The sequence below is a fragment of the Ancylobacter oerskovii genome (assembly GCF_018390555.1).
Lineage (GTDB): Bacteria > Pseudomonadota > Alphaproteobacteria > Rhizobiales > Xanthobacteraceae > Ancylobacter > Ancylobacter oerskovii.
This window is the reverse complement of sequence record NZ_JAHBGB010000044.1, coordinates 619,014-640,440: the sequence shown is the minus strand read 5'-3', so window position 1 is coordinate 640,440 and position 21,427 is coordinate 619,014. Positions and strand designations below refer to the sequence as shown.

22 protein-coding genes are annotated in these 21,427 nt (G+C 67.8%); 5 read left to right on the top strand and 17 right to left on the bottom strand.

From position 1 onward, the window contains the following. Positions 1-23 precede the first annotated feature (23 nt). From era to rpoZ, 10 genes are all read right to left on the bottom strand, one after another. A complete protein-coding gene (gene era, locus KHC19_RS23970; protein ID WP_213356053.1) occupies positions 24-962 on the bottom strand; it encodes a GTPase Era in 939 nt (312 codons plus the stop codon). After that, positions 959-1,678: a ribonuclease III gene (rnc, locus tag KHC19_RS23965; RefSeq protein WP_213356052.1), complete on the bottom strand. Its 720-nt coding sequence runs from the start codon at positions 1,676-1,678 to the stop codon at positions 959-961. Before rnc ends, era begins: the two co-directional genes overlap by 4 nt. Continuing rightward, entirely contained in the window at positions 1,675-2,430 is a 756-nt protein-coding gene (lepB, locus tag KHC19_RS23960) for a signal peptidase I (protein ID WP_213356051.1), read from the bottom strand. The genes rnc and lepB overlap by 4 nt, the downstream gene beginning before the upstream one ends. Positions 2,431-2,565: 135 nt before the next feature. Continuing rightward, complete coding sequence (gene acpS / locus KHC19_RS23955) at positions 2,566-2,985, bottom strand: holo-ACP synthase (protein ID WP_213356050.1); 420 nt, start codon at positions 2,983-2,985, stop codon at positions 2,566-2,568. Between the two features lie 10 nt (positions 2,986-2,995). Then, a complete protein-coding gene (locus KHC19_RS23950; RefSeq protein WP_213356049.1) occupies positions 2,996-3,784 on the bottom strand; it encodes a pyridoxine 5'-phosphate synthase in 789 nt (262 codons plus the stop codon). After that, positions 3,781-4,374, bottom strand: coding sequence for an orotate phosphoribosyltransferase (gene pyrE / locus KHC19_RS23945; protein WP_213356047.1), 594 nt, complete (start codon positions 4,372-4,374; stop codon positions 3,781-3,783). The genes KHC19_RS23950 and pyrE overlap by 4 nt, the downstream gene beginning before the upstream one ends. 95 nt (positions 4,375-4,469) lie before the next feature. Further along, positions 4,470-5,306 (bottom strand): transglutaminase-like domain-containing protein, encoded by an 837-nt coding sequence (locus tag KHC19_RS23940; protein ID WP_213356045.1) that lies wholly within the window; start codon positions 5,304-5,306, stop codon positions 4,470-4,472. Positions 5,307-5,343: 37 nt separating this feature from the next. Next, positions 5,344-5,523 carry a CsbD family protein gene (locus KHC19_RS23935; protein WP_213356043.1) on the bottom strand — a complete coding sequence of 60 codons (180 nt, stop codon included), beginning with the start codon at positions 5,521-5,523 and terminating at the stop codon, positions 5,344-5,346. Positions 5,524-5,602: 79 nt separating this feature from the next. Next, positions 5,603-7,819: a RelA/SpoT family protein gene (locus KHC19_RS23930; RefSeq protein ID WP_213356041.1), complete on the bottom strand. Its 2,217-nt coding sequence runs from the start codon at positions 7,817-7,819 to the stop codon at positions 5,603-5,605. A gap of 164 nt (positions 7,820-7,983) precedes the next feature. Further along, positions 7,984-8,376, bottom strand: coding sequence for a DNA-directed RNA polymerase subunit omega (gene rpoZ, locus KHC19_RS23925; RefSeq protein ID WP_213356039.1), 393 nt, complete (start codon positions 8,374-8,376; stop codon positions 7,984-7,986). 234 nt (positions 8,377-8,610) lie between these two features. Here rpoZ and KHC19_RS23920 point away from each other — a divergent pair, with 234 nt between their 5' ends. Both KHC19_RS23920 and KHC19_RS23915 read left to right on the top strand, forming a co-directional pair. Further along, positions 8,611-9,234: a LabA-like NYN domain-containing protein gene (locus KHC19_RS23920; protein ID WP_213356037.1), complete on the top strand. Its 624-nt coding sequence runs from the start codon at positions 8,611-8,613 to the stop codon at positions 9,232-9,234. A gap of 11 nt (positions 9,235-9,245) precedes the next feature. Beyond that, complete coding sequence (locus tag KHC19_RS23915; protein WP_213356433.1) at positions 9,246-9,896, top strand: uracil-DNA glycosylase; 651 nt, start codon at positions 9,246-9,248, stop codon at positions 9,894-9,896. Here KHC19_RS23915 and epmA read toward each other — a convergent pair whose 3' ends face one another. Further along, entirely contained in the window at positions 9,897-10,946 is a 1,050-nt protein-coding gene (epmA, locus tag KHC19_RS23910; protein ID WP_213356036.1) for an EF-P lysine aminoacylase EpmA, read from the bottom strand. A 158-nt stretch (positions 10,947-11,104) separates the two neighbouring features. On the opposite strand from epmA, the gene efp reads away from it, so the two are divergent. Next, entirely contained in the window at positions 11,105-11,674 is a 570-nt protein-coding gene (efp, locus tag KHC19_RS23905) for an elongation factor P (RefSeq protein ID WP_213356035.1), read from the top strand. An 85-nt stretch (positions 11,675-11,759) separates the two neighbouring features. Here the strand turns inward: efp and smpB are convergent, their stop codons facing one another. Further along, positions 11,760-12,236, bottom strand: a complete 477-nt coding sequence (smpB, locus tag KHC19_RS23900; RefSeq protein WP_213356034.1) for an SsrA-binding protein SmpB — start codon at positions 12,234-12,236, stop codon at positions 11,760-11,762. Between the two features lie 43 nt (positions 12,237-12,279). Continuing rightward, entirely contained in the window at positions 12,280-13,170 is an 891-nt protein-coding gene (gene dapA, locus KHC19_RS23895) for a 4-hydroxy-tetrahydrodipicolinate synthase (RefSeq protein ID WP_213356033.1), read from the bottom strand. Between the two features lie 339 nt (positions 13,171-13,509). Here dapA and KHC19_RS23890 point away from each other — a divergent pair, with 339 nt between their 5' ends. After that, positions 13,510-15,801 carry a lytic transglycosylase domain-containing protein gene (locus KHC19_RS23890; protein ID WP_213356032.1) on the top strand — a complete coding sequence of 764 codons (2,292 nt, stop codon included), beginning with the start codon at positions 13,510-13,512 and terminating at the stop codon, positions 15,799-15,801. 104 nt (positions 15,802-15,905) lie between these two features. Here the strand turns inward: KHC19_RS23890 and KHC19_RS23885 are convergent, their stop codons facing one another. The 4 genes from KHC19_RS23885 to KHC19_RS23870 form a co-directional block, all read right to left on the bottom strand. Then, the gene (locus tag KHC19_RS23885) at positions 15,906-16,052 is read right to left on the bottom strand and encodes a hypothetical protein (RefSeq protein ID WP_213356031.1); all 147 of its coding nucleotides are present in this window, start codon (positions 16,050-16,052) and stop codon (positions 15,906-15,908) included. 6 nt (positions 16,053-16,058) lie between these two features. Further along, positions 16,059-18,161 carry an OmpA family protein gene (locus tag KHC19_RS23880; RefSeq protein WP_343207789.1) on the bottom strand — a complete coding sequence of 701 codons (2,103 nt, stop codon included), beginning with the start codon at positions 18,159-18,161 and terminating at the stop codon, positions 16,059-16,061. A gap of 126 nt (positions 18,162-18,287) precedes the next feature. Next, complete coding sequence (locus KHC19_RS23875; RefSeq protein WP_213356029.1) at positions 18,288-19,544, bottom strand: aminopeptidase; 1,257 nt, start codon at positions 19,542-19,544, stop codon at positions 18,288-18,290. 145 nt (positions 19,545-19,689) lie between these two features. Then, positions 19,690-20,322: a nucleoside 2-deoxyribosyltransferase gene (locus KHC19_RS23870; protein WP_213356027.1), complete on the bottom strand. Its 633-nt coding sequence runs from the start codon at positions 20,320-20,322 to the stop codon at positions 19,690-19,692. Positions 20,323-20,530: 208 nt separating this feature from the next. Between KHC19_RS23870 and KHC19_RS23865 the strand changes: the two genes are divergently transcribed. Beyond that, complete coding sequence (locus KHC19_RS23865) at positions 20,531-21,421, top strand: hypothetical protein (protein WP_213356026.1); 891 nt, start codon at positions 20,531-20,533, stop codon at positions 21,419-21,421. The last annotated feature ends 6 nt before the right edge of the window (positions 21,422-21,427 follow it).

The window sequence follows — 21,427 nt, the reverse complement described above, 5'->3', positions numbered from 1 at the left end:
GCGTCCCGCCCGGCTGCGGCCGCTCAGTCCGCGTCGGGGAATTCCAGCCCCATCTCGCGATAGCGCTCGGGATCATCCGACCAGTTCTCGCGCACCTTCACGAACAGGAACAGATGCACCGGCGCCTCGACGATCTCGGTCAGCTCCTTGCGCGCTGCCATGGAGATCGCCTTGATGGTGTCGCCGCCCTTGCCGAGCACGATCTTCCGCTGGCTCTCCCGCTCGACGAAGATGGTCTGCTCGATGCGCACCGAGCCGTCCTTGCGCTCCTGCCAGCTATCGGTCTCCACCGTCGAGCGGTAGGGCAGTTCCTCGTGCAGGCGGAGAAACAGCTTCTCGCGGGTGATCTCGGCGGCCAGCATGCGCATCGGCGCATCGGAGATCTGGTCCTCGGGATAGAGCCACGGCCCTTCCGGCAGCACCTCGGTCAACCATTGGCGCAATTGCACGAGCCCGTCGCCTTCAAGCGCCGAGATCATGAATACCCGGTCGAGGGTTATATGCTCGGCCACCTTGGCGGCGAGCTCGAGCAGGCTGTCGCGCTTCACGAGATCGATCTTGTTCAGGATCACCGCGCGGGGGCGCTTCACCTGGGCGAGGCCGCGCATGATGGCCTCCACCTCCTCGGTGATGCCCACGCGCGCGTCGATGAGCAAGGCGACCGCATCCGCATCGCCCGCCCCGCCCCAGGCGGAGCGCACCATCGCCTTCTCCAGCCGCCGCTTGGGGGCGAAGATGCCGGGCGTATCGACCAGCACGATCTGCGTCGTGCCCTCGATGGCGATGCCGCGCACCAGACTGCGGGTGGTCTGCACCTTGTGCGAGACGATCGACACCTTGGTGCCGACCAGCGCATTGGTGAGCGTCGATTTGCCGGCATTCGGCGCACCGATCAGGGCGACGAAGCCGCAGCGCGTGGCGGCTTCGGAAGAGGCGCCGGTATCGGCGTCGGTGTCATTCATGACGAAACTCGTTCGAGAAAGGCGGCCGCGGCGGCCTTCTGGGCACCCTGCTTGGAAGAACCGATCCCCTCGGCCATCTCCCATCCGGGGACTTCGACCGCGATGCGGAATTGCGGATTATGATCCGGCCCGTCGCGCTCGACCAGACGATAATGCGGCGGCGGCAGCCCACGCGCCTGCGCCCATTCCTGCAGCGCCGTCTTGGGATCGCGCCCTGCCCCGCCGTGCCGCTGCAAGCGCGGCCGCCAGAAGCGCTCCACCAGCTTTTCGGCCGCCGGAAAGCCGGCATCGAGATAGACCGCCGCCAGCACCGCCTCGGCGATATCGGCGAGAATGGCGGGCCGGTGTCGGCCGCCGGTGCGCTCCTCGCCGGCACCGAGCCGCACGAAGGAGGCGATTCCCATCTCGGCGGCGACCTGGGCGCAGGCCTCCTCGCAGACGAGATCGGAAAGCCGGCGCGACAGCTCCCCTTCCTCAGCATCGGGATAGGCACGATAGAGCATGTCGGAGACCACGAGCCCGAGCACATGGTCGCCGAGGAATTCCAGCCGCTGATAGGACTTCACCCGCGCCCGGCTGCCCTGCAGCCCGGTGACGGCGCTGATATGCGTCAGCGCCAGCGTAAGATAGGACGGGTCTGCGAAGACATGGCCGAGCGATTGCTCGAGGGCCGCGAGGTCGACGGGTTCGTCACCGCCCCGGGAGGACCGGCTCATCGCACGAACGAGAACAGGCGGTCCCAGCGTACCGTCCAGGGCCACTTCCACACCTGCCAGGCCGCCTCGCCCTCCTTGACCGAGAAGAAGATCACCTGGGCGCGGCCGATCAGATTTTCATAGGGCACGTAGCCGACCTGGCTGAGCACGCGGGAGTCGGTGGAATTGTCGCGGTTGTCGCCCATCATGAAATAATGGCCGGGCGGCACCTGGTAGACCGGCGTGTTGTCGTAGAAGCCGTTGTCGACGAGATCCAGCGTGTAATAGCTGACGCCGTTGGGAAGCGTCTCGATCCAGCGCTTCACCCGCTGAACCCGGCCGCCGCCCTCGTCGTCCATCCAGTAACCCGCGTCCTCGCGCTTCACCGGCTGGCCGTTGATGTGCAGCACGCCGCCGATCATCTGGATCTGGTCGCCCGGCAGGCCGATGACGCGCTTGATGTAATCGGTGGTCTCGTCGCGCGGCAGCTTGAACACCACGACGTCGCCCCGGTTCGGCGTCGAGCCGAGGATGCGCCCGTCGAACAGCGGCGGCGAAAAGGGCAGCGAGAAGCGGCTATAGCCGTAGCTGAACTTCGACACGAAGAGATAATCGCCGACCAGCAGCGTTTCCTTCATCGAGCCGGAAGGAATGTTGAATGGCTGGAACAGGAAGGTGCGGATGATGAGGGCAATGAGGAAGGCCTGCAGGATGACCTTGGCGGTCTCGCCCAGGCCGCCTTCCTTCTTCTTAGGTTCGGTTGTCGCGCTCATCGTGCTTTCCGCTTAGCCGTCCCGCTCTTCGCCGGCACGGCGCCACCCGCCAAGGCACGTCTGCCTCAAGGCCGTGGCTCCCTATAACCGCTCGAAACGCCTGCGGCAACGCGCGCACTTCACGATCGGTGGAGGTTACGCTCCGGGAGCGGCAGCCGCCTTCGGCACCGCGCTGATGATCACGAAGGCCTGGGCGAGCGGGCCGTCATCGGTGATGGTGAGGTCGATCCTCGCCTCGAAGCCCGGCGGGGTGATCGCGTCGAGCCGTGCCCGGGCGCCGCCGGTCAGCTGCATGGTCGGGCGGCCGGACGGCAGGTTGACCACCCCCATGTCCCGCCAGAACACGCCCTGCGCGAGACCGGTGCCGAGCGCCTTGGCACAAGCCTCCTTGGCGGCGAAGCGCTTGGCGTAGCTTTCCGCACGCCGTGCCCGCCGCTCCGACTTCGCCCGCTCGACCGGCGTGAACACACGCTCGATGAAGCGCTCGCCGTGGCGCTCCAGCACTTCGGCGACCCGCCTTGCGTCGGTGATGTCGGAGCCGATGCCGAGGATCATGCCAGCCTCATCACGCCGCGGCGCCGAGGCGCAGATGCGCCCGCCCGCGCGCCATCGCCGCGCGCATGCGCCGGATCGCCGTCTCCAGCCCCTCGAAGATCGCTTCGCCGATCAGGAAATGGCCGATGTTCAGTTCGCGGACATGGCCGTTGGCGGCCATGATCTCCGCCGTCGCATAGTCGAGCCCATGACCGGCATGCACTTCCAGCCCGAGCGTCACGGCCTGGTCGGCCGCCCGCATCAGCCGGTCCAATTCGGCAGCGGCATCCTCCTGCCGGCCGGCGACGCGATAATCGCACCAGGCGCCGGTATGCAGTTCGATCACCGCCGCGCCGATATCGGCCGCGCGCACGATCTGGTCCTCGTCCGGGGCGACGAACAGCGAAACCCGGATGCCGGCCGCCGCCAGCCGCTCGACACGGTGCGCGAGGTCGATGCCACCGGCGAGGACGTCGAGCCCTCCCTCGGTGGTACGCTCCTCGCGCCGCTCGGGCACCAGGCAGCAGGCATGAGGCTTCAGCTCGGTGGCGATGGCGACCATCTCATGGGTCGCGGCCATCTCGAAATTGAGCGGGAGGACCAGCGTCTCCTTGAGGCGCCGCATGTCCTCGTCGCGGATGTGGCGACGGTCCTCGCGTAGATGCGCGGTGATGCCGTCGGCACCGGCCGCCGCCGCCAGCGCCGCCGCCCGCAGCGGATCGGGCAAGGCCCCGCCCCGCGCATTGCGGATGGTCGCGACGTGATCGATGTTCACGCCGAGACGGATCGGCGGCACCACGACAGGCGAAGCGGCACTCATGCCTTGGCTCCCTGTATGCCGCGGCTGCCCGGCTTCACGGCCGGCAGGGCGGCGAGCTCCGGCGGCAGCTTGTCGGGCTCGTAATTCGGGATGTCGAGGCTCGCCAGGGCGACGAACGGTACGCCGAGATCAGCCTTGCCGCCCGAACGGTCGATCAGGCAGGCGGCACCGACGATTCTGCCCGGATGGTGGGCGATGGAGGCGAGGCACTCGCGCGACGACAGGCCGGTGGTGACGATGTCCTCCACCATCAGCACCCGCGCGCCCTCGGGAATGGAGAAGCCGCGGCGCAGCACGAACTGCCCGTCCTCCCGCTCGACGAAGATCGCCTTGGCGCCGAGATGGCGGGCGGTCTCATATCCCGGAATGATGCCGCCCATGGCGGGGGAGACCACGTAGTCGATCGGGCCGAAGGCCGCGCGCGCCTTCTCGGCCAGCGCCCGGCACAGTCGCTCGGTGCGCGCCGGATCCATGAAGATGAACATCTTCTGCAGGAAGACGGGGCTGCGCAGCCCGGAGGACAGGATGAAATGCCCCTCGAGCAGGGCGCCGGCGGCGCGGAACTCGGCAAGGACCTCGTCGTGAGTCATGACGGCAAACCGATCGGGCAATGAATGGACCGGCGGGTGATAGCCCATCCGCCGGTCCGCGTCACCTCATGGGCGTGGGCACCCGCACGCGCGCGTCACGCGGCGACGGAATCTCCGGCGATCATCTCGTCGGTCCACACCTCGAAGCTCGTCAACTGGTGCGGGCCGAAGGTGCAGACGATCGGCACGTCGGTGGCATCACGCCCACGCGCCATCACGATGCGTCCGATGCGCGGCACGTTGTGGCGGGCATCGAAGCTGTACCAGCGGCCATCGAGATAGGCCTCGAACCAGGCACTGAAATCCATCGGCGCCGGATCGCGCGGAATGCCGATATCGCCCAGATAGCCGGTGCAGTAGCGGGCGGGAATGTTCATCGCGCGGGACAGGGCGATGGCGAGATGGGCGAAGTCGCGGCACACGCCCCGCTTTTCCTTCAGTACCCCGGCAGCCGAGCGGGTGCAGTCGGCATGCGCATAGCCGAAGGCGACATACTCGTGGACGAAATCGCAGATCGCCTGCACCCGCGCCCAGCCTTCGGGGACGGAACCGAAGCGCGACCACGCTTCGCCGGCGAGAAGATCGGTCTCGCAATAGCGGCTGCCGAGCAGAAACGGCATGACCTCCTCTGGCAACTGGTCCAGCGCCGATTGCCGCGCGGCGACGTTCACCACATCCGGCACGCCCGCATCGTGGATGACGCCGTGATGCTCGATCTCGGTGCGCCCCACCGGCAGCACGAGGCGCCGACGGACATTGCCGAACATGTCGAGCGACATCGAGCCCGAAAGCAGGCGCTGCCCGCCGCGCAGGAACACCGGCGATTGCACGATGATGTCGTGATGACGCGAACTGTGCACGTCTATGGCGAAAGTGGCCGGTGTCGGATTGGCACAATCCAGCGCCATCCGAAATCCATATCGGATACGCATGCTTCGATCCTGTCTGGGAGGTGAGGCGCGGAGGCCCTCAGCGGGGGATGCGGCCGCTCCGGGAGCGGACCCGTACGGAGACGAGTGCCGCCCGTCCGACGAGTTCGTCGACGCGTCCCATTGCCTGCAAGGCACCGTCGCCCAAGGTACGGCCGCTGAGCTGCTTGAGGAAGCCGGCGAGGATCCGCATCGCGCTGTGAACGATCTCGACCATCATCGCCTCCTCCCTCATACGGCCGCTACGGCCTGTTCGAGGCGACAACGCGATGGAGGCCGGCGGGTTCCGGCAGGCGGCGTCAGCCGTTCACACGCTCGACGCTCGATACCACCGGCCGCGAGCGCAGGTCGGAGATGATGCCGTTGAGGTGGCGCAGGTCGTAGACGCCGATATCGATCACCATGCGGGTGAAATCCGGCGAACGCGAGGACATGTGCAGGTTCTCGATATTGCCGTCGCGCTCACCGATCACCTGCGCGATCTGCCCCAGCGAGCCCGGCTCGTTGGTCGCCACCACCACGATCTGCACCGGGAAGCGCTGCGGATCGTCCTCGTCGACGTCCCAGCGCACGTCGAGCCAGCGCTCCGGCTCCTCCTCGAAATCCTGCAGTGCCGGCGACTGGATCGGGTAGATGGTGATCCCCTCTCCCGGCGTCATGATGCCGACGATGCGGTCGCCCGGCACCGCGCCGCCATTCGGCGCGAAGCGCACCGGCAATTCGCGGTTGATGCCGCGGATCGGGATGGCGATCTTCGGGTCGGGAACGCTTTCCACGCCGGGGATCTTGAACTTGAGGCTCTGGCCGCCGTCGAGCTCGAACCAGCCCTCCCCCTTCGGCGCCAGCTTCTCCTCCGGCCGCGGCCCCGGCCATTCGGGATAGAGCGCCTTGACGACATCGTCGGCCTTCATCTCGCCGAGCCCGACGGCGGCGTAAACCTCCTCCGGCGTCGTGCGGGCGAGGCGGCCCACCGACCCCGCGAGCTTTTCGTCCGAGAACGCCTTGCCGGCGCGCGCCATCGCCCGCTCGACCATGCGGCGGCCAAGCCCGGCATATTGCGCACGCACCGCGACACGGGTGGCGCGCCGGATCGCCGCGCGCGCCTTGCCGGTGACGACGATGGATTCCCACGCCGCCGGCGGGGTGGCGCTCGGCGAGGTGATGATCTCCACCTCGTCGCCATTGTGCAGGCGGGAGACCAGGGGCGAGACCTTGCCGTTGATCTTGGCGCCGACCGCCATGTTGCCGACGCCGGTATGCACCGCATAGGCGAAATCGATCGGGGTTGCCCCGCGCGGCAGCGCGATCAGCCGGCCCTTGGGCGTGAAGCAGAATACCTGGTCATGGAACAGCTCGAGCTTGGTGTGCTCGAGGAACTCCTCCGGGCTCGACCCTTCGGCGAGGAGCTCGATGGTACGCCGCAGCCAGGCATAGGCATTGGAGTCGCGGGTCAGCAGATCCTCGCCCGCCGCGGCGACCGGCTCGCCGTCCTTGTAGACGGCATGCGCGGCGATGCCGTATTCGGCGATCTCGTGCATCTGCCTCGTGCGGATCTGCAGCTCGACGCGCTGGCGCCCCGGCCCGACCACCGTGGTGTGGATCGACCGGTAGTCGTTCTGCTTCGGCGTCGAGATGTAGTCCTTGAAACGGCCCGGCACCACGCGCCATTTGGTGTGCACCACGCCGAGCGCGGCGTAGCATTCCTGCACCGTGCTCACGATGAGGCGGAAGCCATAAATGTCGGAAAGCTGCTCGAAGGCGACCGACTTCTGCTCCATCTTGCGCCAGATCGAATAGGGCCGCTTCTCGCGCCCCTTCACCGTCGCGTCGAGGCCCTTCTGGTTCAGCGCCTCGGTCAGTTCCCGCTCGATCGCCGCGACCAGTTCGCCATTATGCTCCTTCAGGGCGTTCAGCCGGCCCAGGATGGATTCATAGGCCTCGGGCGAGAGCTGGCGAAAGGCGAGGTCTTCCAGCTCCTCGCGCATGTCCTGCATGCCCATGCGGCCGGCGAGCGGGGCGTAGATGTCCAGCGTTTCCTGGGCGACGCGGTTGCGCTTTTCCTCCGGCACCCATTTCAGGGTGCGCATGTTGTGCAGCCGGTCGGCAAGCTTGACCAGCAGCACGCGCACGTCGTCGGCGATGGCCAGCAGCAGCTTGCGCAGGTTCTCCGCCTGCTTGGCCTGCTTGGAGACGAGGTCCAGCTTCTTGATCTTGGTCAGGCCCTCGACCAGGGCGCCGATCTGCGGGCCGAACCACTTGTCGATCTCGTCGCGGGTGGCGTCGGTATCCTCGATCGTGTCGTGCAGCAGCGCCGCCACGATGGTGGCGTCGTCGAGCTTGAGATCCGTGAGGATAGCCGCGACTTCGAGCGGGTGCGAGAAATAGGGGTCGCCGGAGGCGCGCTTCTGCGTGCCGTGCGCACGCATGGCATAGACATAGGCGCGATCGAGCAGCGCCTCGTCGGTATTGGGATTATACCGGCGCACGCGCTCGACGAGCTCGTACTGCCGCATCATGACAGGGATCTCGCGAGGGGAACGACCCGTCCGTTCCTGACGGCTAGATATGTCCGCCGGCGAGGCCAACGCAAGCACCGCGGCGGAAATTCCGCCGTAAAAGCAGCAGCCCGGCACGAGGCCGGGCTGCAGGAAATCATCGCGAGGCGGTCGGGAGAAGGGCTTCAGCCTTCCTCGTCGTCGCTCGGCTCCGGCGGCACCAGCCCCTGCAGGCCGGCCAGCAGTTCCTCTTCCGTCATGCGGTCGAGCATGACGTCGGCATCGTCCGCGCCGCTCTCGCCGGTGCCCGACGCGATCATCGGCACCGTCTCGGGTTCCGGCTCGTCGACCTCGGTGAACTTCTGCAGCGAATGGATCAGGTCTTCCTTCAGATCTTCCGGCGAGATGGTCTCGTCGGCGATCTCGCGAAGGGCGACGACCGGGTTCTTGTCGTTGTCGCGATCGACGGTGATCGGCGAACCCGAGGCGATCATGCGCGCGCGATGGCCGGCCAGAAGAACGAGTTCGAAGCGATTGTCGACCTTGTCGATGCAATCCTCGACGGTGACGCGAGCCATGCTCCGGCACTCCTGTGGGTTAATTCGGAAAGCGCTGCCTTAACGCATGCCCGCCGGGAGGGCAAGCGACCCTCGGGGCGGATCGATCACATTCATAACTTTGAACGCCGCCCGGCATCAATTTCACCGCGCACAGGAGAAAATTTGCGCTATGAATCGTTTAGGGGCGGAAAGTCAGTTTCGTCAAGCGGGAGGCGGAACTTCATTTGAACGTATTGATTAGGTAATGCCGTAATGGTTCAACCCATGGAAAAGATTGCCTTATTTATTGACGGCGCCAATCTTTATTCAGCAACGAAGTCTCTTGGATTTGATATCGACTACAAGAGGCTTCTCAAGGAGTTTCAGAGTCGCGGATATGTATTGAGGGCCTTTTACTACACGACCCTCGTGGAGGATAACGAGTATTCATCCATCCGCCCGCTTCTGGATTGGCTGGATTACAACGGTTATTCGGTTGTAACAAAACCGGCCCGGGAGTTCACGGACAGCCAGGGTCGGCGGCGCGTGCGCGGCAACATGGACATCGAATTGGCGGTCAATGCGATGGAACTCGCCGCCCATGTCGATCACATCGTGTTGTTCTCCGGCGATGGCGATTTCCGCTCATTGGTGGAAGCGGTGCAGCGCAAGGGCGTGCGGGTGAGCGTGGTGTCCAGCGTCAACACCCAGCCGCCGATGATCGCCGACGAGCTGCGCCGGCAGGCCGACGCCTTCATCGACCTCGTCGATCTCCAGGCCCGCATCGGACGCGATCCGAACGAGCGCACCGGCCGCATGAGCGAGCCTCCGCGCTTCATGGAACGGCGTGGCCCGACGCCCGGCGTGGGCGGCGACGAGGAGCTCGCCAACCGGTGAGCGTGCACGACATGGCGACCGCGCCGGTTGCGGAGCCGGCGCGGGACTGCCCCATCTGCCCTCGTCTCGTGGCGTTTCGCCAGCATTGGCGGGCCGCCGAGCCCGGCTGGCACAACGCGCCCGTGCCTTCCTTCGGGCCGGTGGACGGCCGCCTGCTGATCGTCGGCCTCGCGCCCGGACTGCGCGGCGCCAACCGTACTGGCCGTCCCTTCACCGGCGACTATGCCGGCGAGCTGCTCTACGACACGCTGATCCGCTTCGGCTTCGCGACCGGAAAGTTCGAGGCGCGGCCGGATGACACGCTGCGGCTGAAAGACGCGCGCCTTACCAATGCCGTCCGCTGCGTGCCGCCGGAGAACAAGCCGACCACCGAGGAAATGCGCCATTGCCGCCCCTTCCTCGCCGCCACCATCGCCCAGTTGCCGAACCTCGGCGCCATCGTGGCGCTGGGCAAGATCGCCCATGACCAGGTGCTGGCCGCCCATGGCGAGAAGCTGTCGCACCACAAATTCGCGCATGGCGCCGTGCACCGCCTCGGCGATGTGGTGCTGTTCGACAGCTATCACTGCTCCCGCTACAACACGAATACCGGCGTGCTGACGCCGGAAATGTTCCGCAGCGTCTTCGCCGCCGTGCGGGCGCATATCGACACGCTCGGCTGATCAGGACGCGACCGGCGCCCACAGTACGTCCTCGATGCGGCGCGCCCCGGTCGCCAGCAGCACCAGCCGGTCGAGGCCGAGCGCAATGCCGGATGCCTCGGGCATCCGCGCCAGGGCGGCAAGGAAGTCCTCGTCGATCGGATAGCGCTCACCGTAGAGCCGCTGCTTCTCGTCCATCCAGCCGGAAAAGCGGCGGCGCTGCTCATCGGCGTCGGTGAGCTCGCCAAAGGCATTGGCGAGCTCGACGCCGCAGACATAAAGCTCGAAACGCTCCGCCACGCGCGGATCGCCCGGCTTCGGCCGGGCAAGCGCCGCTTCGCTGATCGGGTATTCGCACAGGATGGTCGGCCGGCCGAGGCCGAGGAAGGGCTCGATCTTCTCCACCATGACGCGGGTGAAGACATCTGCCCAGACATCGTCGCCCGCCACGCGGATGCCCGCCTGACGCGCCGCCTGCCACAGCGCGTCGCGATCGGTCGCCCCCGTCGCGTCCAGCGTCGCGAGAAGATCGATGCCGGCGAAGCGCGCAAAGGCCTCGGCAACCGTCAGCCGCTCGGGCGCGAGGCGGATATCGACGCCGTGCGGCCCGAAGCGGAAGACATCGATGCCCGCCGCTGCCGCGGCCGCCTGCAGCAACGCCGCGCAGTCGGCCATGAGCACCTCATAACTCTCCCGCGCCCGGTACCATTCCAGCATGGTGAATTCGGGGTGATGCAGCGCGGTGCGCTCGCCGTTGCGGAACACGCGGGCGAAGGTGAACAGCCTCTCCTCGCCGGCGGCAAGCAGCTTCTTGGCGGTGAATTCCGGTGATGTGTGGAGATAGCGCGGGCTTGCCGTTCCGTCCGGCGCCACGAGCTGGGTGGCGAAGGCGTGGAGATGCGTCTCGTTGCCGGGGGAAACCTGCAGGATCGGCGTTTCCACCTCGACGAAGTCCCGCGCGGCGAAGAAATCGCGCAGCGCGGCCAGTATGCGCTGGCGCCCGATCAGGAACGGCCGGCGATCGGCATGAACGTCCGGCGACCACCAGGGCGATGGATCGATATCGGGCATTGGCAGCCTCCGTCGGTCACGCGGGGGAAGGACATCAACCCCAATGCGGCCGCATTGGGGTTGGCGACGGGCGGTCGCGCTTGTATAGGAACCGCCCGAAGGAATCCCGGTCTGCGCCCGTTCATCCCGTGCGGCGCACCCAACAGCCAGAGGACCGCATGGTCAAGGTCATCGCCAGCACGCTGCGCAAGGGCAACGTGGTCGACATCGACGGCAGGCTCTATGTCGTGCTTACCGCCGATAACATCCACCCCGGCAAGGGCACGCCGGTGACCCAGCTCGACATGCGCCGCATCTCCGACGGCGTGAAGATCTCCGAGCGCTACCGCACCACCGAGCAGGTGGAGCGCGCCCATGTCGAGGACCGTCCCTTCACCTTCCTCTATTCGGACGGCGAAGGCTTCCACTTCATGAACCCGGAAAACTACGACCAGGTCGCGGTCTCGCCGGACGTGATCGGCGACCAGTCCGCCTATCTGCAGGAGAGCATGCAGGTCATGCTCAAGGTGCACGAGGGCAACGCCATCGCCATCGAACTGCCGCAGCGCGTCACCCTCGAAGTGGTCGACACCGAGCCGGTGGTGAAGGGGCAGACCGCCTCCTCGTCCTACAAGCCGGCGGTGCTGTCCAATGGCGTGCGCTCGGCGGTTCCCCCGCATGTCGGCGTCGGCACCCGCATCGTGGTGATGACCGCCGATGGCTCCTATGTCGAGCGCGCCAAGGACTGAGCGAGCTCCCGCCGCGACGGAATGAAAAAGGCCCGGGTTTCGCCCGGGCCTTTTGCTTTTGCTGGGTACCGACGTCCTGCGAGGCTCAGCCCCGGTCGCGCATCAGCCGCTGCTTGTCGCGCGCCCAGTCCTTCTCCTTGGCCGCCTCGCGCTTGTCATGCGCCTTGCGGCCGCGGGCAATGGCGATCTCGACCTTGGCCCGGCCCTGCTCGTTGAAATAGATGCGCAGCGGCACCACCGTCATGCCCTCGCGCTCCACCGCCTGCCACAATTTGGCGATCTCGCGCCCGTGCAGCAGCAGCTTGCGCGGCCGGCGTGGCTCGTGGTTGAAGCGGTTGGCTTGGAGGTATTCCGGGATGAACGTGTTGTAGATGATCGCCTCGCCGGATTTCGCCGAGACATAGCTTTCCGCCACGGTGGCCTTGCCGCCGCGCAGGCTCTTCACCTCGGTGCCGGTCAGGGCGATGCCGGCCTCGAAGACCTCGCCGATCTCGTAGTCGAAACGGGCGCGGCGATTCTCGGCCACCACCTTGCGGGGAACGGTTTTCTTCTTATCGGCCATCTTGCTCAGCTCCGTGCCGGAGCTTCGAAAGCTCCGGCCGGTATCAGTTGATCAGTCCCGCATGCACCATGGCCGAGCGGACGATCTCCTTCGTCTTGTCGCTCACCGGCACCATCGGGAGGCGCGCCTCGTCGGCGATCTTGCCGAGCACGCTCAGCGCATATTTGGTGGGGCTCGGATTGGTTTCAACGAACAGTGCCTGGAACAGCGGGAACAGCCGGTCCTGCAGCGTCAGCGCCGCGCGGAAATCGCCGGCGAGGCAGGCATTCTGCAGCTGCGAGCACAGCTTCGGCGCCACGTTGGAAGCGACGGAGATGCAGCCGTCGCCGCCATGGGCCATGAAAGCGAGGGCGGTGGCGTCCTCGCCGGACAGCTGGTTGAAGGACGGACCCATGGCCTGGCGCTGCTGGCTGACCCGGGCGAGATTGGCGGTGGCATCCTTCACGCCGACGATGTTCGGCAGTTCGAACAACCGGGCCATGGTCTCCACCGACATGTCGACCACGGACCGGCCGGGAATGTTGTAGATGATGATCGGCAGGCCGATGGCGTCGTTGATCGCCTTGTAGTGCTGGTACAGGCCTTCCTGGCTCGGCTTGTTGTAATAGGGCGTGACCACGAGCACCGCATCCGCCCCCGCCTTTTCGGCGTGGCGGGCGAGATCGATCGCCTCGATCGTGTTGTTGGAACCGGCGCCGGCGATCACCGGCACCCGGCCCGCCGCCTGGGCGACCGTCCATTCCACCACGCGCTTGTGCTCGTCATGGGTCACGGTCGGGCTTTCGCCGGTGGTCCCGACGGGGACGAGGCCGTGCGTGCCTTCCTCGATCTGCCAGTCGACCAAGCCGCGCAGCGCTTTCTCGTCGAGCGCGCCATCGCGGAACGGCGTCACGAGAGCCGTAAAGGAACCACGAAAGGGCGACGTGTGAGGCATGGCGCGCTCCTGGAATTTTCTGTCATTGGCGCCCGGCGCAGCACCTGCACCGGCAAAGGGGCTTTCAGATATCGCGTCGGCGGCTGCGGCGAAAGGGGTGTTGTGGCCTCCGACGCCGATCTTCCTTGGCAAAGCCGCCGCTTTGCGGCACGCTGCCATGGTTTCGCCGGTTAAGCGGGCGACAAGACCCTGCGTTGACGCAGATCACAAGATGCGTGATCGACCAGTGGTTAGCACTTCGTCAACGAGATCGCGAGACAACTGAAACGGACGCGGACCGGATCCGGGCTCGTGTGCGCCGCGTGGGGCGGTGTCTGTTTTTGGGGAGTGCGTGAACCGATGAGCCTCGAACCGCGTCGCCGCTGCGGCGTCGTCCTGTCCGTCGCGGCCAGCCTCCTGCTCGCGGCCACCGCTCCCTTCGTGCCGGCTCACGGTGCCACGCCCACCCCGCCGCAGAAGCCGAAGGCAGGGGCCAAGGCCGATAGCGCCAAGACCGCAACCGCCCCCAAGCCGCCGGCCAAGCCCGCCAAGGGCGGCACGGCAGCGTCCAAGGATGCCAAAACGGCCGCCAAGCCTGCGCCCAAGCCGACGGCGAAGCCAGCCGCCACGGCAACGGCGAAGAAGCCGCAGATCGCCGTGCCCGCCAATGCAAGCTCCTATGCTGCGGCATCGGCCACCGCCGGCGCGTCGTCCTTCCTTTCGCCGAGCTTCGCCGGCACGCCCGGTTTCTCGCCCGATCTCCGGCAGGCGATTGCCCTGGTCGAGAGCGGCAATGCCGCCGATGCGCTGGCCATGGCGGAGCGCATGCGCGATCCCGGGGCGCAGGCGCTGGTGCGCTGGCTGGCCCTGCGCGTGACCGCCCGTGGCGTCGGTTTCGACCAGGCTGTGGCGATCCTGCGCGCTCATCCGACCTTGCCCACCCCGATCGTGCTGCGGCGGCGGCTCGAATATCTGCTCTATGCGGAGAACAAGGACCCGGCGACCATCACGGCGTTCTTCGCCGAGCAGCGCCCCTACTCCGGCGAGGGCAAGATCGCGCTCGCCCGCGCGCTGTTCGCCGCCGGCGACCAGGCCAACGGCTCGGCCTGGCTGCGCGACGCCTGGCGCAACGATTCCCTGTCGTCGGACACCGAATCCACCGTCATGGTCGAGTTCGGTGGCGTGCTGACCCGCGCCGACCACAAATACCGCGCCGACAAGATGCTCTATAACGAGGACGCCGAGCGCGGCCTGCGCGCCGCCCAGCGCGCCGGCGCCGACGTGACGGCCCTCGCCCGAGCCCGCGTCGCACTGTTCAACAAGTCGGCGGGCGATCCCGCCAAGCTGCTGGCCAGCGTGCCGGCCTCGCTGCGCTCCGATCCCGCCTATCTCTACACCCTCGCCAAGATCCAGCGCCGCGCCGGCGACGATGCCGCCGCCGCCCGCACGCTCTCCTCGGCGCCGAGGGACCCGAAGCTGCTGATCGATACCGACGAATGGTGGATCGAGCGACGGCTCGTCTCGCGCGAGCTGCTCGATGCCGGCGACGCCCGCACCGCCTACAAGATCGCCGCCGAGACGGTGACGCCGGAAAACGAGCACTACATCGCCGACGCCCAGTTCACCGCCGGCTGGATCGCCCTGCGCTTCCTCGGCGATGCGCGCACGGCGCAGCAGCAATTCGCCCGCATTCCGCAGGATCAGACGCATCCGGCCACCCTGGCCCGCGGCTTCTACTGGCAAGGCCGGGCCTGGGAAGCGCTCGGCAGCACCGCCAATGCCCGCGCCCAATACGAGGTCGCGTCCAATTACAACTCGGCCTATTACGGCCAGCTGGCGCGGGCCCGCCTCGGCCGGCCGGATTTCTCGGTCCGCGCCGCGCCGGCCCCCAGCGCCGCCCAGCGCGTCGCCTTCGCCCGCGACGAGGGCGTGCAGATCTTCAAGCTGCTGCAAAAGCTCGACAAGACCGCGCTCACCGTGGCGCTTGCCCACGATCTCGCCGAGCGGCTGCCCGATCCCGCCTCCGTCGGCATGCTGGCCGAAGTCGCACGCGCCGACGGCGATGCCCGCACCATGACGGTCATCGGCAAGGTCGCCCTGAGCCGGGGCATGCCGCTGGAAGCCGAAGCCTTCCCCACCATCGGCGTGCCGCGCTACCAGCCGATCACCCAGGATGTGGACCGGGCTCTAGTCTTCGCCATCACCCGCCAGGAAAGCATGTTCAACGCTTCCGCGGTGTCGAGCGCCGGTGCCGCCGGCCTGATGCAGGTGATGCCCGCCACCGGCCGGACCATCGCCAACCGCACCGGCGCCCGGCTCGATCCGGCACAGCTGCGCTCCAATCCCACCGTCAACGTGCAGTTCGGGGCCGCCGAACTGCGTGCGCTGCTCGACAACTACCAAAACAATTACGTGCTGACCTTCGCCGGCTACAACGCCGGACGCGGCAATGTCGCGAAATGGATCGCCCAGTATGGCGACCCGCGCGACCCCAGCGTCGACCCCATCGACTGGGTCGAGCGCATCCCCTTCTCCGAAACCCGCAACTATGTGCAGCGGGTGATGGAGAATGCCCAGGTCTACAAGGCCCGTTTCGGCACCCGCGGCAGCCTGCAGATCGAAGCGGACCTGCGCGGCGCCCGCACGGACTGAGCCCGCTCAGCTGCGCCGCAGCGTGCGGCGCAGCCAGCAGCCGGCGGCACAGCCGACGACATAGACGGCGAACAACAGCAGCGCGACATCGACGGCGAACGCGGTCACGGCTTGGCTCCCAGCTCGGCCGGCGACGTTTCGTCGGCTACCGCGCGCCGACGCGGGGAGCACCCGCAGAACCAGCCGGTCAGCAGCCCGATCACCGCGGCGCCGAGGAGATAGGGCCAGAGTTCAAAGGCCAGAAAGATCATCGGCCGTCACCTCACGATGAGCAGGATGCCGCCATCCGCCCCCGGGCGGGCGGTCGACTGGGCGGCCAGCGTGCCGAAGGGCCCGACCCACAGACGTTCGGGGGCGATGCCGGCGGCGGCGAGATAGTCGATCACCGTGCGCGCCCGCGACGCCGCCTGATCGGGATCGATATCGGCATGGGCGACGCTGATCTCGATGGCGACATCGGGACAGCCCGCCGCCACGGAAGCCACGCGATCCAGAAGGCCGTAGCTCACCGGATCCAGCCGGGCGCTGCCTTGCGCGAACACGATGCTGCCGCGCTCCAGCAGCACGGCGACGGCTTGCCGGCACGCCTCGCGGTCCAGCATGTCGCGGCGCGTCAGGACATCGAGGCCAAGATCGACCGAGAAGCCGGCCGGCAGATCCCGCTTCAGGCTCTCCCCTATCGACGTGACGGCGGCGCTGTGGAAGGCGGTCCCGGTCAGCCGGAGCCGGCGGTCGTCGAGGCGCACCTCGCCGGCATCGAGGCGGGACAGCTCGCGCAGCGCCAGCCGGGCGGCAGCATCGAAACCGTCCGGCGCCCCCTGCGCCAGCGCCGAGACGTCGTTCACCGTTAGACCGGGAAAGTAGTGTTTGACGGCGTCGGTAATCTGGGCGTGCGCCTGCGGCGTCGGGTAGAAGCCGGAGATGGTGAGCCCCTCCCCGTCCCGGCGTATGCCGAACACATAGGGCGCCACCACCGGCGGGCGGACGTCGCTTTGCAGGGAGAAGCCCTTCGGGGCCGTTTCCAGCGCCCCGCTCACCGCCAGATAGGCGGCAGAATCCACCGCCTCGCCGGAGATGGTGAGCGTCGTGGCGAGGCCGCGCACCGAGCCCGCCCGCAATCGCGCCAGTTGCGCGATGCCGAAGGCGGTAGCGCTCGCCCACGCTTCCGCCGGGGGGCCACCGGCCGCGATGCGCATCTCGTCGCTGACCGGCAGGCCGGGGAAACCGGCGCGCACGGCATCGAGTGCCAGCTTCTTGGCCGCCTCGGAAGGCGCAAAGCCGGTGAGCCGCAGCCCGCCCGCCCCGTTCAGCACGCCCCAGATGAAGGGGGAGACCGTCGGCGGCTCCACCGCGAAGCGGGTGAGCGTATAGCCTTCGGGCAGGTTGCGCCGGGCACCGGCCAGCGCGTCATAGGACGCGAAATCCGGTGCCGTGCCCTCGATGGAGATCGTCGTGCCGGACAGCGACACCTTGCCGTCCGGCAGCCGCCCGAGCTGGTCCAGCGCGAAGGCCACCGCCTTCAGCCAGCCCTGCGTTGGCGGCGAGCCGTCGGCAAGGCGCAACTGGTCGGAGATCGCCGCCCCCGGAACCGCGCTGCGCACCAGGTCCAGCAAGGCGCGACGCGCATCGCCGAGCGGTATGTAGCCGGAGAGTTTCACCCCGTCCTGCTCGCGCTCGGCCGACCAGACGAAAGGCGCCACCGCCGGCGGCAGCACCGCGAAGCGGGCGAGGTCGAAATCCGCCGGCAATTCGCTGCGCACCGTCACTTCCAGCGCGTCATAGGTGGCGAAATCCGGCGCCCGCCCCTCGATGGAGAAGGAATTGTCGGCGATGGTCACTCGGCCGGACGGCATCTTCGCCAGCTGATTGATGCCGAAGATCACCACGCCGGCAAAGTCGCCGGCCGGCACGCCGCGCGCCCGGGTCAGTTCCTTCTCGCCGGTGACAATCACGCCGGGCGCCATCTGCGCGGCCGCCTCGGCGATGCGCTTTCGCGCCCAGCGCGAAGGCACGTAACCGGATAGATGCAGCTTGGAGCCGTCGCGCACCACCGAAAAGGTAAAGGGCCGGCGCTCCGGCAGCAGGGTGGTGCGATCCTCGAGGCTGCGCACGCCGGACAGCGCGGCGAGCTCGGTGCGAACCTTGACCCGGGCCTCCTCGGACAGCGCCTCGCCCTCGAGCTTCGCGTCACGGCCGTCGAAGCTCGCATGCGCCCAGGATTCGCCGATATTGACCAGCAGCGCCTCGGCCCGCCGCGTCAGGTCCTCCTCGGTCGGCACGCGCGCAAAGAACACTGCCGCCGCGATCAGCAGCGCCAGAGCGGGCAAGCCCTTCCACCAGGCGAGCCAGCGACACCTCACATTACGTCTCCCGATCCGCGCGGCCGCCCCCAACGCTTCCCGCACGGCACGAGTTCATCACAGTTCATCGACATCAGGAAGCGGCAACCCCGCGGCAACCGCTTCGCGCCGGCACGCTGATAGCCCTCATGCCCATTCGCCCTGCCGCATCACCGGCTCGGCCGAGCCGTCGGCCTTCAGGCCGTCGACGTCGATCTCCCCGGAGCCGATCATCCAGTCGATGTGGATGAGGCTGGAATTGGCTCCGCGCGCCGCCAGTTCCTCCGGCGACAGGTCGGCGCCGTTGATGAAGCACTTGGAATAGGACTGGCCCAAGGCGATGTGGCTGGCGGCGTTCTCGTCATAGAGCGTGTTGAAGAACAGCAGCCCGCTCCTGGAGATCGGCGAGGAATGCGGCACCAGCGCCACCTCCCCGAGCCGCCGCGAGCCCTCGTCGGTGTCGAGCACCTTGGAGAGCACGTCGAGGCCGGTGGCGGCCTGCGCCTCGACGATCCGCCCTTCCTCGAAGCGCACCCGGATGTCCTTGATCAGCGTGCCCTGATAGGCGAGCGGCTTGGTGCTCGCCACATGGCCGCTGACGCGCAGCTTGTGCGGGGTGGTGAAGACTTCCTCGGTGGGAATGTTGGCGTTGCAGACGATGCCGTTCTTGGCGACCGAGGCGCCACCGGCCCATTCGTGATCGTCGGCGAGCCCGACCGTGAGATCGGTGCCGGGACCGCGGAAGCGCAACGCCGCGTAGCGCCGGGAATTCAGCAGCGTGGTGCGGGCGTTGAGCTCGGCATTGTGAGCGTCCCATGCCGCGACGGGGTCCGGCGTATCGACCCGCGAGGCGGCGAAGATGGCGTGCCAGAGCTTGGCGACCGCGATGTCCTCCGGGTCGTCCGGGAACATCGCCCGCGCCCAGGCGGGGGAGGCATAGGAGACGATGGTCCAGTTGATGTCGAAGCCGGCGATCAGCGACAGCGCCGGCATATAGGCCCTGGAACGGGCCCGGTTGGCGCGCGAAACCTTTTCGGGATCCTCGTTCGCCAGCAGCGAGGGGTTCTCGCCGGCGATGGCGAGACGGGCGGCATTGCCCTTGAAGGCGTTCGCCATTCCCTCGTAGAGCCAGCCGGAAGCGGTGTCGAAGCTGGAATCCGCCGCGTTGCGGAAGCGCATCAGCGTCGCCTCCTCGTCGGAGAACAGCGTCGTCACCAGGCTCGCGCCGGCCCGGTAGGCGTGCTCGGTGATCCGGCGCACCAGCGGCAACGCGTCGAGCGAGGCGGTGATGACCAGCTCCTGCCCCGGCTTCAGGCCGAGGCCGACCTCGACCGCCACCCGTCCCAGCCGGTCGAGCCGCTCTTCATGCGAAAGAGCCTCGGGAACGCCTGCATGCCTCGTCATCATGGTCTCCGAATTGCCGCGGCCCTGTCATCGCCGGGCAGGCCGGCATGAAGGAACCTGCGGCGTCCTGCGTCAAGACCGCCATCCGGGGAGGTCCGGTCGAGCATGCGCGTCGGTACGGCGCGAATCCAGCCCTCGCCTTGCCTCACCGGCCGGTCAGCCAGTCGATTATCGGCCCGGCCGCCAGCGCGGCGGCAAGACTCGCCGCCAGCGCCGCCAGTACCATCATACGGGTATGGTGGTGAATCGCCCGGTGACGCGCCTCGTCGCGCCGCCGGCCTGCCGCGGCGGACAACGCCGCCACCGCCTCGGCGATGGCGTCCTGCGGCGCGGCATGCACCTTCTGGTCGCCGCGGACGATCATCAGGTTTTCCGGCCGGGCGAAATCCTCGATGAGATGGCCCTCCGCATCGCGGCCCGCCCCGTGCCGCGGATCCGCGGCGATCCGCTGCACAAGGTCGCGGGAATCGCTCGACCACAGGAACACCGGCAGCCCCAATGCCTCGGCATAGCCGATCTCGAAAGCGGTTCCCGGATCCATGTGGACGCCGCGGAAGGGGCTGATGTCGGCGACCAGCGCATCGGCGCGACCGATCAGTCCGATGCAATGGGCGCGAATCTCGTCGGCGTCCGCCACCTCGCCTTCCTGCAGCGGATAGAGGCCGAGGGCGCCGAGATCACGGCAGATTGCCTTCAGCCGCTCGCCTTCCGCCAGCGCGTCGGGGCGGAAAACCTCGGGCCCGGCAAGGTAGAGGCTCGGCTGCCACAGATCGCTCATATCGCCCCTCCCACGCTCGCCGCAGACGATTTCCGTCCGTCCTACACGCCGGCCTCCTGCCCGACAATCGCCTCGCCGTCATGCCCTAGCAGGTTCCCTGGCGGTAGAAATGCTTACCCCGCACCGCCAATTCGGCTAAATGCAAGGGAAGCCGACGCAAGGTCGGCCGGCCTTCGACCAGGCCGCTCCGCTCACGGGAGACTGGAGAATGACAGACAAGCGCGAGCCCTCCTTCGAAAACGGCACGACGCCGCCCGAGGCGGGAAGCCCCGCAGCAACCCAACCGCCGCCAGCCCCCGCGCCGCGCCCGGCACCGGCACCGGCCAAGACCGGCCGCACGCCGCCGGAAGATCCGGTGGCGTTCCAGCGCTGGATCGAGATCGAAAAGCTGAAGATCGAGCTGAAGCGCCTCGAACTGGAATCGCAGCACCTGCATCACGCCGCCGCCGAACCGCCGTCGAACATGCTGGCCTATGTCACGCTGGCGCTGGTCGCGGCAGTCGCCGGGCTGCTGATCTACATGCTGACCATGCTGGTGCCGCTGCGGGAGGAAGTCGGGCGGCTGCGCACGGCGCAGATCGAGTCTCCCGCCGATCTGGCGGCGGCAACGCCGGCGGCTCCGTCCGGGACGGCACCGGTGCCCGCCTCTCCCCCGCCCGAACCCTCGGCCGCGCAGTCTCCCTCGCCGCAGGCCGCGGCCCCGCAGGCGACGGACCCGGCCCTGCAGCCGCCGGCATCCGACACGCCGGCGCCGGCGCCCTCCGACAGCGCGGCCACCGAGCCCGCGCCGCCGCCGGCCGTCACCTATACGGTGCGGATCTTCGCCACCGCCTCGGCTGACAAGGCGAAGCTGGAGCGCTTCGCCAATGTCGCCAAGGCGGCGGGCTTCAATGTCGACGTCTCGTCGACGGAGGTGTTCCAGCCGCTGCGCAACGCGCTGTCCTACCACCCCTCGGTGGCGGACGCGGCCGGGCGCCTCGCCAAGGCGCTGCAGGCGAAATATCCCGGCATCAACCTTGATTCGAAACCGTCGCCCTCGATCACCGACATCGCCAAGAACGTGTTGATTCTCAACGTGATGGACGATGCCGTGAATTGAGCGGCC

Coding starts and splice junctions, on each gene's coding strand:
- KHC19_RS23930 (WP_213356041.1), bottom strand. CDS start 7,819: ATGATGCGGCAGTACGAGCTCGTCGAGCGCGTGCGCCGGTATAATCCC.
- KHC19_RS23870 (WP_213356027.1), bottom strand. CDS start 20,322: ATGAGCGATCTGTGGCAGCCGAGCCTCTACCTTGCCGGGCCCGAGGTT.
- lepB (WP_213356051.1), bottom strand. CDS start 2,430: ATGAGCGCGACAACCGAACCTAAGAAGAAGGAAGGCGGCCTGGGCGAG.
- smpB (WP_213356034.1), bottom strand. CDS start 12,236: ATGGCCGATAAGAAGAAAACCGTTCCCCGCAAGGTGGTGGCCGAGAAT.
- KHC19_RS23950 (WP_213356049.1), bottom strand. CDS start 3,784: ATGAGTGCCGCTTCGCCTGTCGTGGTGCCGCCGATCCGTCTCGGCGTG.
- KHC19_RS23915 (WP_213356433.1), top strand. CDS start 9,246: ATGGCGACCGCGCCGGTTGCGGAGCCGGCGCGGGACTGCCCCATCTGC.
- KHC19_RS23885 (WP_213356031.1), bottom strand. CDS start 16,052: ATGATCTTTCTGGCCTTTGAACTCTGGCCCTATCTCCTCGGCGCCGCG.
- rpoZ (WP_213356039.1), bottom strand. CDS start 8,376: ATGGCTCGCGTCACCGTCGAGGATTGCATCGACAAGGTCGACAATCGC.
- KHC19_RS23920 (WP_213356037.1), top strand. CDS start 8,611: ATGGTTCAACCCATGGAAAAGATTGCCTTATTTATTGACGGCGCCAAT.
- dapA (WP_213356033.1), bottom strand. CDS start 13,170: ATGCCTCACACGTCGCCCTTTCGTGGTTCCTTTACGGCTCTCGTGACG.
- KHC19_RS23865 (WP_213356026.1), top strand. CDS start 20,531: ATGACAGACAAGCGCGAGCCCTCCTTCGAAAACGGCACGACGCCGCCC.
- KHC19_RS23940 (WP_213356045.1), bottom strand. CDS start 5,306: ATGCGTATCCGATATGGATTTCGGATGGCGCTGGATTGTGCCAATCCG.
- era (WP_213356053.1), bottom strand. CDS start 962: ATGAATGACACCGACGCCGATACCGGCGCCTCTTCCGAAGCCGCCACG.
- KHC19_RS23935 (WP_213356043.1), bottom strand. CDS start 5,523: ATGATGGTCGAGATCGTTCACAGCGCGATGCGGATCCTCGCCGGCTTC.
- KHC19_RS23875 (WP_213356029.1), bottom strand. CDS start 19,544: ATGACGAGGCATGCAGGCGTTCCCGAGGCTCTTTCGCATGAAGAGCGG.
- rnc (WP_213356052.1), bottom strand. CDS start 1,678: ATGAGCCGGTCCTCCCGGGGCGGTGACGAACCCGTCGACCTCGCGGCC.
- KHC19_RS23890 (WP_213356032.1), top strand. CDS start 13,510: ATGAGCCTCGAACCGCGTCGCCGCTGCGGCGTCGTCCTGTCCGTCGCG.
- epmA (WP_213356036.1), bottom strand. CDS start 10,946: ATGCCCGATATCGATCCATCGCCCTGGTGGTCGCCGGACGTTCATGCC.
- acpS (WP_213356050.1), bottom strand. CDS start 2,985: ATGATCCTCGGCATCGGCTCCGACATCACCGACGCAAGGCGGGTCGCC.
- efp (WP_213356035.1), top strand. CDS start 11,105: ATGGTCAAGGTCATCGCCAGCACGCTGCGCAAGGGCAACGTGGTCGAC.
- pyrE (WP_213356047.1), bottom strand. CDS start 4,374: ATGACTCACGACGAGGTCCTTGCCGAGTTCCGCGCCGCCGGCGCCCTG.